The sequence below is a fragment of the Streptomyces sp. NPDC043427 genome (assembly GCF_056436655.1).
Genome location: NZ_JBWKCC010000009.1, coordinates 42,561 through 56,438, shown reverse-complemented (window position 1 = coordinate 56,438; position 13,878 = coordinate 42,561). Strand labels below are relative to the sequence as shown.

The following is a 13,878-nucleotide window of genomic DNA, read 5'->3' as shown; positions in this document are numbered from 1 at the left end:
TACCGTCGGTGGTGTCCCCGCCGAGGGACGTGATGACGGGAGTGAGTGCGATGAACGACCTGGCGTGGGTGCCGCAGTCCTGCACGCTGCCCACCGAGGAGCGGCCCCTGCGGGTCGCGGAGTGGGACGCGCTGTTCTCCGAGCGGCTGACCTCGCTGTCGAGGCCCGAGCCGCTCCGTCTGCGCCTTGACCTGGCAGGCGGAGAGGGTGTGGAAGACCGGGTGCGGGGCCTGGTGGAGCGCGAGAGCGGGTGCTGCTCGTTCTTCACCTTCGCCACCACCCCCGGCCAGGACCTGATCCGGCTGGACGTCTCGGTGGACCAGACGCACGAGGCGGTCCTGGACGCTCTGGCCGAACGGACGGCCGCTGCCGGGGAGCAGCGGTGAGTGCGGGCCTGCGCAGCGGGCAGGTCGCCGAAGCGGCCGGGGTGAACATCCAGACCCTGCGCTACTACGAACGGCGCGGCCTGCTGGCCGAACCGGAACGCAGCAATGGCGGTCACCGCCTCTACGGCGAGGACGCGGTCACTGCGCTGAGAGTGATCAAGGCCGCCCAGCGGCTCGGGTTCACGCTGGAGGAGGTCGCGGAACTCCTGGAGGCCGGCCGCGACCGCCACGGACGCCCCGTGGCGGGGCTCCAGGGCCGCGCCGCGGCCAAGCTCGCCGAGGTCGACGCGAAGATCGCGGACCTGACCACCATCCGCATCGCCCTGGCCGCGGCCCTCGGCGCGGGCTGCGACGACCTGACCGTCTGTGCGTCCAGCGCCTGCTGCCCCATCCCCTTCACCGACCTCGCCGAGGAGAACCGCCATGCCGGACCCTGCTGCTGACACCCGCACCGGGCGCGCCCCGAAGGCGCTCGCGGGCCTGGCCGCCCTGGCCTGCGTGGCGTGCTGCGCGCTGCCCGTCCTGATCACGGCGGGTGTCGTCGGTGCCGGCGCCGGGGCGGTGGTGGGCTGGCTGCCCGCCCTCGCCGTGGTCCTGGCTGTGCTCGCCGCCGGAACCTGGTGGCTCGGACAGCGTCGCCGCTCCTGCTCCTGCGCGCCGAAGGCCGCAGGAGAGAGCGGATGCGGCTGCAAGACGTCCGCCGACCCGCTGAAGATCAGCGGCACGGGCCGTCGGTAGGCTCACTGATCATGACTGTCGCTCGTTCCGTTGCCCTGTTCGTCGTCGCCGCCCTCTTCGAAATCGGTGGCGCCTGGCTGGTCTGGCAGGGCATCCGCGAGCACAAGGGCTGGATCTGGATCGGTGCCGGCGTCATCGCCCTCGGCATTTATGGCGTGGTGGCCACCTGGCAGTCGGACGACAACTTCGGGCGCATCCTCGCCGCGTACGGCGGGATCTTCGTTGCCGGGTCGATCGCCTGGGGCATGGTCGCCGACGGCTACCGGCCCGACCGTTACGACGTCATCGGCGCCCTGGTCTGCCTCGCCGGAATGGCCGTGATCATGTACGCGCCCCGCAGCCACTGACCCCACCGATGGGGCTGGCAACTAGGTCTTTCGTTTGGATCAGGCCGGATCAGGGTGCCGGGGCCCGCGAGCCCGGCATGATCCAAACGAGAGGCCCTAGCCGCTCAGTGGCAGACTGAGCGGCTACCCGACCACACCGGGGCGACACCGACTTCCCCGACGACCTGGTCCAGATGAAGCACGCCTGGAACGCCGCCTACGAAACGCTCGCCGCGCCCCGGCCCCGCGGCACCACGGTCCCGCGCCGCCGCCTGCTGCTCCTGTCCGTACGGGTGCCATGGCACCCGTACGGGAGGGGTGTCCCCTCGGTGCCAGCGGCGCGTACCGAGCTGCGGCAGCTGGCCCGCACCCGTGGAGCAGCACGGGCTGCATGAGGAACGTCCCGTGCAGTCGGCTGCCCGTAAGCACCGAACCGGTCAGGTTGCGCTGGGTGTTGCGGCAAGTGTTGCGCCGGATGTTGCGCTCAGCGTTGCGCTAGGTGTTGCGGGACCTGTAGATCCCCTCTCGCTCTGTGCAGGTCAGGTCGCAGTTTCGGCGTGGTCGGGTTGCTGACATCCCCGTTGCGACCCCCTTCGCCCATGCCCTGGCTGAAGTTGCGGATGGGGGAGGGCGGGATGGGCGGCGCGGACGCAGCCGGGGATCGGGCGCGCTCACCGGTGTTGCGCGTCGGCGGGCCGCCGCGCCCGGCCGCCGTCTGCGCGGCGGCGACGTCACCACCAGAAGGGATCCAAGCCCGCCGAACCCAATAGGCGAGCACCAACCGCCCATACGCTGCCACGATGCACCCCATGGACGTCGAGAACCTCAGCGGGCTTCAAGTGGACCGCGCGGACCCATCGGACTGGGCCGCGTTAGCCAAGATCGATTCCGTCGCGGCAGCAGGCGACCACACACGACGGGACAGCATCCGACGCTGGTGCGAACAGGGTGTGGTCCTCATGGCCCGAGACTCATCCGGACCTTTGGGTTACAGCGTGCTGGAGTACAGCTTCTTCGAGCAGGGCTTCGTCACCATGCTGATGGTCGCCCCCAGTGCCCGCCGACGAGGTGTGGGCGCACGTCTCCTCACGGCCGTCGAGACCGTATGCACCACCACGAAGCTGTTCACCTCAACCAACGTCTCCAACCACCCCATGCAGCAACTACTACAACGCGCCAGCTGGCACCCGGTCGGTCTGCTCCACGGCCTCGACGAGGGAGATCCCGAACTCTTCTACCTCTGCCCGAGCACTCGACTCCGCGACGCCGCAGGCACCGGAGGTTAAACAACAAGGTCAGATCCTGTTTCTGAACCTCAACGCCGCAGGTCGCAGCGCGTTTTGTTGATCCTTCGACGGTGGCAGCCGTTCGCCCAACCGTCTCGGTGACCGTTTGGCGAACGGCTCCTTGGGGTGCCGGCCACCGTGTCCAGCCTCGACCGGCGCTGCAGGGGTCAGTCCACGTAGAACTGCTGGATCGACTCCCCCGTGCAGGGGTACAGGTGGAGGCGCGCGCCAGGCACGTTGCCTTCGATCGCAGTCAGGCACCAGTCTCCGAAAACGCGAATCTCGTACCTCCCGCCTCCGGTGGGAACGAACCTGAACCTCTGGTTCGAGGAACCGTTGCAGTAGTACTGGATGACCCCGTACTGGGGCTGGTTGCCCGGGACGTCCCAGCACTTGCCTGCGAACGTAGGGACCTGCTGCTCATACAGGGAGCCGGAGTCGAAGCCGAAGCTCTGACTCCCTGCGCCCGTGCAGTTGTTCTGGACGAGCTGCGCACCGTCCCGGGGGCTGTCGGCCGCGATGTCCAGGCACTGGTCGGCGTAGGTGATTACCCGGTGCCCAGCCGGGGGGCTCGCGGCTGCTGTCGCGGTCGCCGTCGACAGTGTTCCGGCCAGCGTCACCGCTCCCACGGCGACCGCCGCCCATCATTCGTGACTGGCGCTATTCCTCTCCCTGTACCTGGTCGGGGCTCTGGTGTTAGTGGCTGTATGTCCGTTTCGTTGCGATCGCTGCCAGGGTGCCCGGGGTGAGGGAGACAGCCATCACGGCTGTTATGGGCGCGGGGCTTTGGGTGCCGAACAGTCCGACCACGGGAGAGGCGGCTGCACCGAGGCTGAGGGTCCGCTTCCTGACAACCGCCCCCGGGGCGGTTCCGCGCTGGCAGCTTGCTGTCCGGGGGCGTTCGGGGCAGTGGCGGCGTGGCCAGACTGATCCGGTAAGTACCGGATCGTAGTTAGGAGTGCTTCATGCGCATGTCCATCGCCAAGAGCGGGGCCGTCGCCGCCGCGGCGTGCGCCACGCTCGCGCTCGGTGCCGCTCCGTCGGGTGCCGCGACGAGTACCCTGCAGCGGGCCGCCTGCGAGGCCAACGGCACGCAGTTCTACTTCATCGCCGTGTTCAGCGGCTCCACCTGTTTCAAGGGCCACGGTGACCTTGACTCTCCGATGACGCTGCCCATGTGGAAGCCGGGCCCCTGGGGCGCCGGGCAGAACACCGGCTGGTTCAGCTACGACGACGCCAACGGCGTGGAGCAGCGGGTGTACTTCACCAAGGGGCAGACGGGCACCGCTCCGTACATGTACATCAAGCACCTGCACATCGACTGACAGGTCGGCTACGACGCGACGAACCTGGACGGCGGTGGCCTCGGCGACATCGTCGTGCGGCCGAGCCGGACCGCGTCCAGCAGCTGGCAGCACGAGGTGCGGCCGGTCTCCAGGACCGCGACGAACGAGTACGGCCAGCCGGGAATGAACTGGTCGCTGGAGCGTCCGTTCCGGCCGTAGACGTGGCAGAACAGCCGCTCGGGACTGCACGGGGCGCCCGACCGCAGCCAGTTGGTCACGTCGACCGCCAGGACGAGCCGGTTGACCGCCGCCTTGGGCTGCGGCAGCATCGCCAGCGCGTGCCGCAGCCCGGGCACCTCGATGTGCCCGCAGTTCAGCGCATGCTTCGATACTCGACGTGAAAGTCGCAGTTTGAGCCAAATATTAGTAAGCATCAGCTTGGAATTCAGGGCGTGGCGGGCCCGATGCCGAGTTGGTCCTCGTGGGCGGCCCTGTGTTCAGTCTCGGTGTCGGACGGGCCGCGAGACAGGCGTTCCAGTCGCGAGTAGCTCGGCGGGTCCACTTGAGTGCCGCGGTGATGCTGAGACCAAGAGTCTCGCTGAGCACTGAGGCGGGCAGGTCAGCTGCGAGGGCGAGCAGCGCAGTGTTCCGGCCGGTACGCGCTGGCAGGTTATGGAGGCGCAGTTTGCGCGCGAGATCGGCTGCTGAGCGGTGTGTCCCGGCGGCGTACCCCCCGGGCACGCCTGTCACCCACTCAGGTGATGGTGCAACACCTGTGGCGCCAACTACCCTTCCGGTAGTGCGGTTGAGCTGCACTTTTGCGATCCTCGGCCGGCGCGCCACTCTCCGCCCCCTAGAGAAGGTCTGCCCGTCGGGAAGGACCACAATGATGGGCGGCTGATCCGGCTCGGGTGGCTTGTCCGCCACGGCTACGCCGCCTCCTGACGCTCGCCGTCCTCACGTTCGAGGGCGTGCTTGAACTGGGAGCGGGCATCGCGCCGTTCGGGCCCGGGGACCTCGCTCCAGGAGGCGTGCGTGAGGATCACCCCAGTGAGGTCGCGTTCCCTCTCCCGCAGCACGGCGACCTCCTGCTGCTCCTGCTCCGACCAGCCCGGCGAGTCCGGGTGCGCGCGCGAGGTGGCGAGCCAGTAGCCCTCGGGACGCTGCCAAGCCTCCATCGATTCGACGGAGTACGGCAGCCGCTTGTACAGGGCAGTGAGGTCGGCCCGCACCTGGTTGAGTTCCTGCTGCGCTGCGATGAGGTCGCCGGGGAAGTGGCACGTTGTCGCCACGGCTCCAACAGTAGTTCGACCCGGTGGCCGCGCTGCCCGTACGACGCGGCGGCACTACGCGTCCGGCAGCTTCTGCTGATGACAGTTCAGGGCTGGTCGGGCGGGGCGTCCTGCAAGTACCAGCCCTGGGCAGCCATACACTGTCGCCGGTGTCGCATACCGGGCACAGCTCCAGGTGGATTTGCCGCCCGTGTTCGGCGTCCTGCGGCGCCACCCAATCATGCTGGACCCCCGAATCCCAATGGCAACCGCAGGTCAGGGCACAGGCGCGGGAGCGCGCGGCGACCTCCAGCGGCACGATGGGGGAGGTGACGGCCTACTTCGGATTCACCTGCACGGGCAGCTCGGACGACGGCCGCGAGCGCACGATCACCACGCCGATCTCGCCCACCTACGCCGCGCAGATCCTCCAGCTCCAGGAGGCCGGTGCGACGGAGGAAGACCTGCATCCGGTCGTCGCGGAGGCCATCACCGAGTCGTATTTCACGGAGTTGGGCACCCGTGCCGACGGCCTCCGTGCGGATTTCACGAACGTGCAGTCGATAGATTTCCAGTTCTGAACACGCGGAATTCAGAGCCTGCTGTACGACGTAGCTGAGCCGAAGCACGATAGGTGTCACCAAGGCAGCGTGTTGTCACAAGGGCTGTCGGCCCCTGTTAGCGGTCAGGCGGTGAGTGCCGTGCGCAGGGTGGTGGCCATCAGATCGATGGCTTCCTTCCCGGCCGGTACCGGGCCGGTGTGGGTGAAGTAGTGGTCGACACCCTCGAAGCAACGGTGGGTGACCGGAACGCCGGCAGCTTCCAGGGCCTTGGCGTACGCATCGCCCTCGTCGCGCAGGCGGTCGTTCTCCGCGGTGATGACCAGGGCGGGCGGCAGCCCGGTGAGGTCGTCGGCCAGTCCGGGCGACACCAGCGGATGGGCGAGGTCGGCGGGATCAGGGACATAGGCGGCGGTGAAGACCCGCATGAGCTGAGGGGTAAGCAGGGGCTTGACGATGGGTGACTGCTTGGTGGCCGGGTCAGCGAGCTGGTCGAGCGGTGCCGAGTCGATGATCTGGAGGCGGGGCGTGAAGGTGCCGCGATCCCGAGCGGTGCGGCAGACCGCGGCGGTCAGGTTGGCCCCGGCGCTGTGTCCGCCCACGGCGAGTCGCGAACCGTCCCAGTTGTTGGGGGTGCCGTTCTCGGCCACCCAGGCGGTGACGTCGTACGCCTGGGTGACGGGTGCGGGGTACGGCCGCTGCGGGGCGACGGCGTAGTCCACGTTGATCACCACGCAGCCGGCCGTGGCGGCTATGTAGCGGCAGATGTGGTCGTCCTGCTGGGGGCGGGTGATCACGAACCCGCCGCCGTGGAAGTTGACGTACACGGGGGCAGGGGCTGCGGCGGCGGCCGACGGGCGGTAGACGGTGCACGTCACCGGTCCGGCGCCGGTCTCCACCCGGATGGATTCGGTGCGCTTCGGGATGTCGGTGAAGCGCAGATCCTTGTGCACACGGCTCATCATTCGGCCGAGCAACAGCTGAACCCCTCTGGCCTGGATTCTGGGCCTGAGTGACATGACTGGACTCCATAGCTGCAAACTTAAAGTATCAGGATTCCTGATAATGGACGCTCGTCGCTGATCACGCAAGGGGCGGCCACGAGCCGACTGCCGAAGGGGGGACGGGCGCTCCAGCCGTAGCGCCCCGCCTGATCCACCAGGCCCGTGTGGCTCCAAGCCCACCTGGCTGCGTCCGTCGGCGGCAGCCGAGGCCGCAGCAGCGGCCTGAGCCCCGGACGGGTCCGCTCTGCTGGGTGCGCAGCAGAACGGTGCCGGCCATGGCGGCCAGCGCGCAGCGCGGCTGTCACGTCGGCGGCGGTGGCGATTCCGCCCGCGGCGATGACGGGCAGGGCGACGGCGTGGCGGACAGCGGCAACCAAGTCGGGCAGCTGGACGGACTCTCGATCTTTGGTACTGGTGACAGAAAGGTTGGCGAATGAGCATCTGTGACAAGCCGAATGCCTGGTTGGTGCCAACGAGGCTGCCTCGCCCCGTCCTGACGGCCAGCTCATCCAGCTTCACCGGTGACAAGTACTGGGCTTCGGCTCAGTATCGGCGGGCCGCCGACAGCGCTCTGGCGGCGGCCCGCACCTTATTCCGCACCCCGAGTGCGAAGCCCTGACGAGCAGCCCCTGGCCGCCCCGGCACACTGCCCGCCGTTTTGTGCCCCGCACGGCCGCGCCCCGCGAGCCGGTCGCCCGCGCCCGCATCGGCCGGCGCGCGGTCCGGCGCCGGGCGAAGGGTATGACCGCGGCCGCCGTTGCGGCGGCCCTTGAGGACGCCCGCTTCGATGCTCGGCAGGACTCCCGCCACGAGCGCCTCGCCGAAGACGACCGCGGCCGGGCGGAGCTCGCGGAGTGGGAGCGCATCGACCAACTGTTCGCCGGCGCGGTCCCGAACGCCGTCTACGACCCGGGCGCCGACGACGTCGTCCAGGCGGAGTTCGCCGCCGACGCTGCGGCCGCCGCCGCGCGGGAAGCCGAGCTGCGTGAAACTGCCCGGGGCGCGGCCCGTGCCGATGAGCTCCAGGCGCTGCGCGAGGTCGGCACGCTGGAGCAGACCGAGCCCCGCGAGGGCGACGAAGCCGCCCGGGACGAACTCACCCGGCGGGCCGGCTCGTACGTGCAGAAGGACGTCGACGCCTGCTCGCCCGCCCTGACCACGCACCTCGGGCACTACCACGACCCGGCCGCCCGGGAGGCCGCCGTCGGCCTCTTCCGCCGCCGCTGCTCACCGAACTCGCCCACCTGGTCCCGGGCGCCCGTGCCCGCTCGTAGCGCAGCATTCGCCAACCCACTCAGACGCGAGGTGACCTCACCCCTCCTGTCCCGTGACGGTGAAGTCGGACCGCTTGCCATCGAAGTAGGACGGGCTGTGCGGCAGACCTGCGCTTCCCGTAGGGGACAGCGAAAGGACTGATTGTCGGTCCGCCCTGCTACAACGCGACTGTGAAACGTCCAAAGATCGGTCATGCCGCCGCCGTCCTCGAGCTGCGGGCCTCCGGGCTTGAGCCCGTAGATCGGTATCCCGGAGTGACTTCCAAGCCCTTCGCCGTGCGCTGCACCCAGCCACGGTGCCAAGGTCATACTGAGCCCTTCCCTGCTTACCTGAGCGCCGTCCGGAGGCTCGCCGAGAAGGGCCGGGTCGGATGTATCCACTGCAATAAGAAGAACCGGGCAATTCGACGTCGGTCGGACATGGTTCGGCTCGGACATGTATTGCCCGTCGTGGAGATTCCCGACGTCAAAACGCCGGTGCGGTCATGGTGCTTGCGGTGCTGGAAGATCTGTGACCCTGGCCCCCGGCTGGACAACATCAGAAACGGTAAGCAAGGAGGCTGCGACCACTGTGGAGGGAAGCGGCGCCTGCCGGACAGCGTGGCCCGGGAACGCGCTCGGGCCTGGGGTTACGTTCCGGATCCGAACATCCCCTACACAAGCGACGCCACCAAGTGGCCGGGCCGATGCCTCGCCAAGGGCCATTACTGCGACCCTGTACTGAACTCCTACAAGAGTTCGGGCCCTTGCGGGGCCTGTGCCGAGAACGGATTCAAACCGCACCGCCCAGCTCTCTTGTACCTGGTCACGAAAGCTGGTCTCGTTGCGGCCAAGATCGGCATCTGCGAAGACAGCCCCAGAAACAGGCGGCTGTATGAGCACAAGCGCAACGGCTGGATCACCATCGAAACGATGCGCTTCGCCGTTGGTTCTGACGCCCGCAAGGTCGAGGACATCATCGTCCGATCCTGGCGCACTCGGCTCCTTCCACCCGTGCTGGACGACGGCTACGGGTACAGCGGATACAGCGAGACGGTGTCGCTCCACGAAGTGCGAGTCAGCGAAATCTGGTCTGAGGTGTGTGCTGTCACCGACCAAGTCATGACTGGCCGAGCTGGCCCAGTCCAACTTCGATGACAAGCAGGTGGGGGAGAGGCGGGCCGCGCGCTCCCGAACGGTGTCACGTTGACGGAGCGTGAGCGTGACACCGGCTGTCACGCTCTCCCGGAGAAGTGGCACGCCGCCTCGAATATTGTCCTCTGACGCTGAACCTGGGCCGCGCTTCAGGTCCGTGCGAAGCACGGCTGCCTCCTGGAGGGCAGGAGGCAGCCGTGCTTCGGCGTGCGCCTACTCGACCCGCAACCCTTCGGCGGAGACAGCTCGCACGCCCTTGATCTTCTTGGCGATGGCTACGGCCGTGTCCTTTTGCGGAGCAGAGATCGTCACCGTGCTGGAGAGGGAGACCACGCCCTTGTTCGTCTCCACCTTGATATCCGAGCCGGGAAGGCCCTTCTCGGTGATCAGATCAGCCCTGACCTTCGTCGTGATCCACGTGTCACTCACGCCTTCCGTCGCCTCTGTCACTTCGCCCGCCATTGCCTGGCTCCCTCTTCGCTACATGCTTACCGTCACTACTCAGTTACAGATAGTAGCGATGCAGCCATCGGCTCGCGCCTTGGCAAGTTGACGGAGCGTTGGCATCCCGGGCGATCCGCTGGGGCAGAGACGTCACGCCGAAAACGACTGCTGGGTCCCCCTGGGGCCTGGGTCCCGCACCCTCGTACGAGCCGGTTCGTCCGGAGTGGTCCCCCTGGGCCGGAGCGGCCGATACCGTTGGATCAGACGCCAGTTCCGCGCCCAAGGAGGCCTCGATGAGTGAACAGCCGGCCCCCGCCGACCACGCCCGGCAGCAGCTGGAGCCCGCGGCCGCCGACGCGGTGCGCGCGTACGCGGCCAAGACCCGCGCCAACGCCGACCAGTTCGCCGCCGTCCTGGAAGACATCGCGGAGAACGGGCTGCCCTCGGTGGAGGACTGCACGCCGTGGGAGGAGCTGCGCGAGGCCCACCTCGCCCGGCTCGCTGGCCAGCGCCCGGCCGTCGCCTGATGGCCCCGCAGCAGGGCCCGCGCCGCGCCAGGATCGCCTTCTCCGACTCCGCCGCCAAGCAGCTGGAGAACATCACCAGCGAGGCGGAGATCCACGCCCTGGACCGCGCCCTGGTCGTCATCTCCGTCGACCCGGACGTCGGCGAGCCGATCCCCGGCGACACCGCCGGCCCCCAGCTTCGCCAGTACACCGACGAGGTCGAAGCCGTCCGGGTCCTGTACTTCGTCACCACCCTGCGCACCGTCGTGGTCGTCGCCTACATCGAGGTCTAGGGCCTCTCGCCGAACGAGCCCGCGTGCCATCCCTCGTTCAGCAGCTGTCCGCCAACCGTCAGCTCAACGCGCTGCGCACCGTCCTGCGGTGCAAGACGAAGGCGACGGCACTGCGGGAGGGCCCCGTGGGCGACGGGCCTGGCGCGGCCTGGGTCCCGTTCCTGTGCCCCGTGCACTCCGAGGGCTTGCCCGAGTGGCCGGCCACAAAGACTCACGCCGACCAGGACTCGATGCCCTGCGGAACCGTCCTGGACTTCCGGCCGACCGAGCAGCTCCTCCAGTCGCACGCGGACCTGTGGCTGACACCCCTGACCGGAGTGTGCCCGGAGACGTACGACGGTGTCTGGTCCGACGTCCTGGACCAGGCCGACCGCGTGCTGCGCGAGCGCCTGGAGCAAGACGCCGATGCCGATGAGGACGGGCCGCTGCAGAGCATGATGACGATGATGTGGTTAGCCCGCCGGTCCGCGGCCAAGGGCGACCTCCTACAGGCGGCTTCAGCTCTGGGCCACTGCGAGACGCTCGCCCAGGGCCTGGAGCCGCGGCACGAGGACGGCCTTGCACCCCAATAGTGGTTAGTCCAGGTAGTACTTAGACGTCATCTCAATTGGTGGCTGATGGCGTAGATAGTCGCTGGCAGGCGTGCTGTGGGGACGGTTGAATGCCGTGATGAGCGACTACTGGACACCCGCGCATCAAGCGGTCGAGCAGGAGGATGCAGAGGCCCTGGCCCGGCTGCTGGCCGCTGGTTCCGATCCCGATGAGGTCTTCAGCAATATGACGCTGCTGACGCACGCGATCGACGTTGAGGGTGATGGGTCCCTGCAGAGCGGACAGCCGTTGACTGTGCACACCACGGCCGTGTTGCTGGCCTTCGGGGCTAATCCAGAGCTCGCAGACCCAGACGGCCACACCCCCATGGACATGGCCAGTCACTACGGTCACGACCTGGCGATGAAACTGCTGCAGACCCACATCAGCAGACGAGCCGCCGATAACAGATGAGGGTGCAGGCGATGCTGGTGAAAGCGAGGAAGTGCTCGGCTTTGCGCTCGTAGCGGCGGTGCAGGCGGCGGCATCCGGCGAGCCAGGACATTGTGCGCTCTATGGTCCAACGATGGCGGCCCAGGCGGGCCGAGGACTCAATGCCCTTGCGGGCGATGCGGTGCCTGATGCGGCGTCCGCGTAACCATCGCCGCAGGTGGTCGTAGTCGTAGCCCTTGTCGGCGTGGAGTTTTCCCGGTTTGCGTCGCCGGCGTCCACGCCGGGAGCGGATGGGCGGTATGCCCTTCACCAGCGGGATCAGGGGCCTGGCTGTCGTGCAGGTTCGCCCCGGAGATTCCGGCGGACAGGGGCAGACCGGTCCGTTCGGTAATCAGGTGGATCTTCGAGCCGTACTTGCCCCGGTCGACAGGATTCGGACCTGTCAGGTCCCCCTTTTCAGGGCCCGCATGTTCACCGAATCGATCGCGCAGCGGGACCAGTCCAGCTCGCCGCGGGCGCCGAGTTCGTCAAGGACCAGGCGGTGGAGCTTGGCCCACACCCGGGCCTTCGTCCACTCGGCAAAGCGCCGGTGCGCGGTCGCCCCCGACGGGCCGAACGACGCGGACGGCAGCTGTTGCCACGTGCAACCCGACGTGGCCACGAACACGATTGCAGCCAGCACCTCCCGGTCACCGTGCCGGCGCCTGCCGCCGCCCTGAGGCCGCGACGGAGCCTCCGGGACCACACGCTGGAACAATTCCCACAACTCATCCGGCACCAGCCGCTCAACGATCGAGACCACGACCGGCAGCCTACCGACCCAAATGAGATGGCGTCTTAGGTGCGGGTTGTAGATCCCTCCCCCCTGAGAACACAGCTCGCAGGCGCGGGCACCGATCTTCTGCTCTCACCTGTGACCCCGGCCCGTCGGTGTCCGGCGCACATGATCCTTCCCGGCCCTCTGCTGCTGGCTCTGACCATGAGAACGGACAGCAGATGTTCATCGATTTCGGAGGCGGAGGACGCCGAGGACGAATCGAACTGCGCAGGAGTTCAGGCGGCACCGAACTGGCTGCAGGTGGCCGGGTCATCAGCTCCGTCCGATGTGCTGTACACATGTCCGATGACCGCTTCTCAGTTCCAGCTTCGCTGTGTTGCCGAGCAGGAGTTTGTTCCCTGGGCGCGCATGATTGCCGACACCTATGGCATGGATCGGTCGGAGGAGGAGCTGGCCGATCAGCGAGCTGCGACGGATCTCGCTCGCACTCTGGCCGTGTTCGCCGAGGGCGAGCCGGTTGCCGGGGCCTCCGTCTACAGCCGGATGCTGACCGTGCCCGGTGGCGTCCTGCCCGTGGCGGGGATCGCCTCGGTGGGCGTGGCCCCGACGCATCGCCGCCGCGGCATCCTCACCTCGATGATGCGCGCCCAGTTGACCGACCTGCACGAGCAGCGACGAGAGGCGATCGCCGCGCTTCGCCCCTCTGAGGCCGGCATCTACGGACGGTACGGCTACGGCCCCGCGACAGTCGGCAACCGGATGCGCTGCGACCGACGCGCCATGCGCTTTCGCCCGGACACCGACTTCGGTGACGGGACCGTCCGGCTGCAGCACGCCGTCCAGGCCCGCCCCCTCCTGGAGAGGATCTACGACCAGGTCCGCACCACTACGGTCGGCTGGCCCGACCGGCAGACGGCCCACTGGGCGGTGCGCCTCGCCGACCATCCGCACCGGCGCGGCACGGCGACCTCGCTCCGGTTCGCCGTGCACCAGGAGCGCGACGGACGGGCCACCGGCTACGTGCTCTACAGGCACAGCTCCGCGCCGGACGGGCTCGGCGGCAGTGCCGGGGTGGTGGAGGTGGTGGAGCTGGCGGCGTGCTCGCGCCAGTCGTATGCGGCGCTGTGGTGCTTCCTCGCCGGGATCGACCTCGTGACCTGGATCGACTACGAGGGCGCCGTGGACGAGTCCTTGCCGCACTTGCTGGTCGAGCCGCGGGCGGTTCGGGCGGCACCGGTGGACCGTCTGTGGCTGCGGCTGGCCGATGTCGACAGAGCCTTGGCGGGCCGAGGTTACAGCCTTCCACTGGACCTGGTCCTGGACGTGCGGGACGACTTCTGCCCGTGGAACAGCGGGCGCCACCGGCTACAGGCGGAAGCAGGGAACGCCCTCTGCGAGCCCACGACCGCTCCAGCCGACCTACGGCTGACGGCGGCGGAACTCGGCGCCGCCTTCCTCGGCGGCACCTCGCTGACCGCCCTCGCGGCCGCCGGCCTCGTCGAGGAACTACGGGGTGGTGCGCTCTCTCGCGCCTCGGCGGCCTTCCGCGGCGAACGCGAACCCTGGTACCCCGGCGGCTGGGCCTTCCCGCTCTACTGAACAGTCCTT

The 13,878-nt window shown here is 68.4% G+C and carries 21 protein-coding genes and 2 pseudogenes; 16 read left to right on the top strand and 7 right to left on the bottom strand.

Annotated features, from left to right (window positions below; translation table 11 throughout):
* Nucleotides 1-50 precede the first annotated feature (50 nt).
* The 6 genes from AC067M_RS17260 (at nt 51) to AC067M_RS17235 (ending at nt 2,736) form a co-directional block, all read left to right on the top strand.
* Nucleotides 51-386, top strand: a complete 336-nt coding sequence (locus AC067M_RS17260; protein ID WP_478697829.1) for a hypothetical protein — start codon at nt 51-53, stop codon at nt 384-386.
* A complete protein-coding gene (locus AC067M_RS17255; protein ID WP_478697828.1) occupies nt 383-829 on the top strand; it encodes a MerR family transcriptional regulator in 447 nt (148 codons plus the stop codon). Before AC067M_RS17260 ends, AC067M_RS17255 begins: the two co-directional genes overlap by 4 nt.
* A complete protein-coding gene (locus AC067M_RS17250; RefSeq protein WP_478697827.1) occupies nt 810-1,124 on the top strand; it encodes a hypothetical protein in 315 nt (104 codons plus the stop codon). Before AC067M_RS17255 ends, AC067M_RS17250 begins: the two co-directional genes overlap by 20 nt.
* An 11-nt stretch (nt 1,125-1,135) precedes the next feature.
* Nucleotides 1,136-1,471 carry a YnfA family protein gene (locus AC067M_RS17245; protein WP_478697826.1) on the top strand — a complete coding sequence of 112 codons (336 nt, stop codon included), beginning with the start codon at nt 1,136-1,138 and terminating at the stop codon, nt 1,469-1,471.
* Between the two features lie 173 nt (nt 1,472-1,644).
* The gene (locus AC067M_RS17240; RefSeq protein WP_478697825.1) at nt 1,645-1,845 is read left to right on the top strand and encodes a hypothetical protein; all 201 of its coding nucleotides are present in this window, start codon (nt 1,645-1,647) and stop codon (nt 1,843-1,845) included.
* A 414-nt stretch (nt 1,846-2,259) separates the two neighbouring features.
* Nucleotides 2,260-2,736, top strand: coding sequence for an N-acetyltransferase family protein (locus tag AC067M_RS17235; RefSeq protein ID WP_478697824.1), 477 nt, complete (start codon nt 2,260-2,262; stop codon nt 2,734-2,736).
* A 167-nt stretch (nt 2,737-2,903) separates the two neighbouring features.
* Here AC067M_RS17235 and AC067M_RS17230 read toward each other — a convergent pair whose 3' ends face one another.
* The gene (locus tag AC067M_RS17230) at nt 2,904-3,356 is read right to left on the bottom strand and encodes an RICIN domain-containing protein (protein WP_478697823.1); all 453 of its coding nucleotides are present in this window, start codon (nt 3,354-3,356) and stop codon (nt 2,904-2,906) included.
* A gap of 345 nt (nt 3,357-3,701) precedes the next feature.
* Here AC067M_RS17230 and AC067M_RS17225 point away from each other — a divergent pair, with 345 nt between their 5' ends.
* The gene (locus tag AC067M_RS17225) at nt 3,702-4,061 is read left to right on the top strand and encodes a hypothetical protein (RefSeq protein ID WP_478698019.1); all 360 of its coding nucleotides are present in this window, start codon (nt 3,702-3,704) and stop codon (nt 4,059-4,061) included.
* On the opposite strand, the pseudogene AC067M_RS17220 reads toward AC067M_RS17225, so the two are convergent.
* Together AC067M_RS17220 and AC067M_RS17215 are read right to left on the bottom strand one after the other, a co-directional pair.
* Nucleotides 4,062-4,402, bottom strand: a pseudogene (locus tag AC067M_RS17220) (transposase); the annotation flags it as partial.
* A gap of 549 nt (nt 4,403-4,951) precedes the next feature.
* Entirely contained in the window at nt 4,952-5,314 is a 363-nt protein-coding gene (locus AC067M_RS17215) for a nucleic acid-binding protein (protein WP_478697822.1), read from the bottom strand.
* 23 nt (nt 5,315-5,337) lie between these two features.
* Between AC067M_RS17215 and tpg the strand changes: the two genes are divergently transcribed.
* On the top strand, nt 5,338-5,874 hold the full coding sequence (tpg, locus tag AC067M_RS17210; protein ID WP_478697821.1) for a telomere-protecting terminal protein Tpg: 537 nt from the start codon (nt 5,338-5,340) through the stop codon (nt 5,872-5,874).
* Between the two features lie 104 nt (nt 5,875-5,978).
* Here the strand turns inward: tpg and AC067M_RS17205 are convergent, their stop codons facing one another.
* Both AC067M_RS17205 and AC067M_RS17200 read right to left on the bottom strand, forming a co-directional pair.
* Complete coding sequence (locus AC067M_RS17205; protein ID WP_478698004.1) at nt 5,979-6,815, bottom strand: alpha/beta hydrolase; 837 nt, start codon at nt 6,813-6,815, stop codon at nt 5,979-5,981.
* A gap of 80 nt (nt 6,816-6,895) precedes the next feature.
* Nucleotides 6,896-7,195: a hypothetical protein gene (locus tag AC067M_RS17200; RefSeq protein ID WP_478698003.1), complete on the bottom strand. Its 300-nt coding sequence runs from the start codon at nt 7,193-7,195 to the stop codon at nt 6,896-6,898.
* Here AC067M_RS17200 and AC067M_RS17195 point away from each other — a divergent pair.
* The 3 genes from AC067M_RS17195 (at nt 7,109) to AC067M_RS17185 (ending at nt 9,268) form a co-directional block, all read left to right on the top strand.
* On the top strand, nt 7,109-7,294 hold the full coding sequence (locus tag AC067M_RS17195; RefSeq protein ID WP_478698018.1) for a hypothetical protein: 186 nt from the start codon (nt 7,109-7,111) through the stop codon (nt 7,292-7,294). The two genes, AC067M_RS17200 and AC067M_RS17195, sit on opposite strands and share 87 nt — an antisense overlap.
* A 223-nt stretch (nt 7,295-7,517) precedes the next feature.
* Nucleotides 7,518-8,273 carry a hypothetical protein gene (locus AC067M_RS17190; RefSeq protein WP_478697820.1) on the top strand — a complete coding sequence of 252 codons (756 nt, stop codon included), beginning with the start codon at nt 7,518-7,520 and terminating at the stop codon, nt 8,271-8,273.
* 653 nt (nt 8,274-8,926) lie between these two features.
* Nucleotides 8,927-9,268 carry a hypothetical protein gene (locus AC067M_RS17185; RefSeq protein WP_478697819.1) on the top strand — a complete coding sequence of 114 codons (342 nt, stop codon included), beginning with the start codon at nt 8,927-8,929 and terminating at the stop codon, nt 9,266-9,268.
* Nucleotides 9,269-9,478: 210 nt separating this feature from the next.
* Here AC067M_RS17185 and AC067M_RS17180 read toward each other — a convergent pair whose 3' ends face one another.
* Nucleotides 9,479-9,727: a BON domain-containing protein gene (locus AC067M_RS17180; protein WP_478697818.1), complete on the bottom strand. Its 249-nt coding sequence runs from the start codon at nt 9,725-9,727 to the stop codon at nt 9,479-9,481.
* A 275-nt stretch (nt 9,728-10,002) separates the two neighbouring features.
* Between AC067M_RS17180 and AC067M_RS17175 the strand changes: the two genes are divergently transcribed.
* From AC067M_RS17175 to AC067M_RS17160, 4 genes are all read left to right on the top strand, one after another.
* Nucleotides 10,003-10,236, top strand: a complete 234-nt coding sequence (locus AC067M_RS17175) for a hypothetical protein (protein ID WP_478697817.1) — start codon at nt 10,003-10,005, stop codon at nt 10,234-10,236.
* Complete coding sequence (locus tag AC067M_RS17170) at nt 10,236-10,508, top strand: hypothetical protein (protein WP_478697816.1); 273 nt, start codon at nt 10,236-10,238, stop codon at nt 10,506-10,508. The genes AC067M_RS17175 and AC067M_RS17170 overlap by 1 nt, the downstream gene beginning before the upstream one ends.
* A 23-nt stretch (nt 10,509-10,531) precedes the next feature.
* On the top strand, nt 10,532-11,080 hold the full coding sequence (locus AC067M_RS17165) for a hypothetical protein (RefSeq protein ID WP_478697815.1): 549 nt from the start codon (nt 10,532-10,534) through the stop codon (nt 11,078-11,080).
* A gap of 97 nt (nt 11,081-11,177) precedes the next feature.
* Entirely contained in the window at nt 11,178-11,513 is a 336-nt protein-coding gene (locus AC067M_RS17160) for an ankyrin repeat domain-containing protein (RefSeq protein ID WP_478697814.1), read from the top strand.
* Here the strand turns inward: AC067M_RS17160 and AC067M_RS17155 are convergent.
* Nucleotides 11,485-12,285 (bottom strand): annotated as a pseudogene (locus tag AC067M_RS17155) (IS5 family transposase). The gene AC067M_RS17160 and the pseudogene AC067M_RS17155 sit on opposite strands and share 29 nt — an antisense overlap.
* A gap of 330 nt (nt 12,286-12,615) precedes the next feature.
* On the opposite strand from AC067M_RS17155, the gene AC067M_RS17150 reads away from it, so the two are divergent.
* Nucleotides 12,616-13,869 (top strand): GNAT family N-acetyltransferase, encoded by a 1,254-nt coding sequence (locus tag AC067M_RS17150; protein WP_478697813.1) that lies wholly within the window; start codon nt 12,616-12,618, stop codon nt 13,867-13,869.
* Nucleotides 13,870-13,878 lie beyond the last annotated feature (9 nt).

Coding starts and splice junctions, on each gene's coding strand:
- AC067M_RS17260 (WP_478697829.1), top strand. CDS start 51: ATGAACGACCTGGCGTGGGTGCCGCAGTCCTGCACGCTGCCCACCGAG.
- AC067M_RS17250 (WP_478697827.1), top strand. CDS start 810: ATGCCGGACCCTGCTGCTGACACCCGCACCGGGCGCGCCCCGAAGGCG.
- AC067M_RS17245 (WP_478697826.1), top strand. CDS start 1,136: ATGACTGTCGCTCGTTCCGTTGCCCTGTTCGTCGTCGCCGCCCTCTTC.
- AC067M_RS17240 (WP_478697825.1), top strand. CDS start 1,645: ATGAAGCACGCCTGGAACGCCGCCTACGAAACGCTCGCCGCGCCCCGG.
- AC067M_RS17235 (WP_478697824.1), top strand. CDS start 2,260: ATGGACGTCGAGAACCTCAGCGGGCTTCAAGTGGACCGCGCGGACCCA.
- AC067M_RS17225 (WP_478698019.1), top strand. CDS start 3,702: ATGCGCATGTCCATCGCCAAGAGCGGGGCCGTCGCCGCCGCGGCGTGC.
- AC067M_RS17205 (WP_478698004.1), bottom strand. CDS start 6,815: ATGAGCCGTGTGCACAAGGATCTGCGCTTCACCGACATCCCGAAGCGC.
- AC067M_RS17180 (WP_478697818.1), bottom strand. CDS start 9,727: ATGGCGGGCGAAGTGACAGAGGCGACGGAAGGCGTGAGTGACACGTGG.
- AC067M_RS17175 (WP_478697817.1), top strand. CDS start 10,003: ATGAGTGAACAGCCGGCCCCCGCCGACCACGCCCGGCAGCAGCTGGAG.
- AC067M_RS17170 (WP_478697816.1), top strand. CDS start 10,236: ATGGCCCCGCAGCAGGGCCCGCGCCGCGCCAGGATCGCCTTCTCCGAC.
- AC067M_RS17160 (WP_478697814.1), top strand. CDS start 11,178: ATGAGCGACTACTGGACACCCGCGCATCAAGCGGTCGAGCAGGAGGAT.
- AC067M_RS17150 (WP_478697813.1), top strand. CDS start 12,616: ATGACCGCTTCTCAGTTCCAGCTTCGCTGTGTTGCCGAGCAGGAGTTT.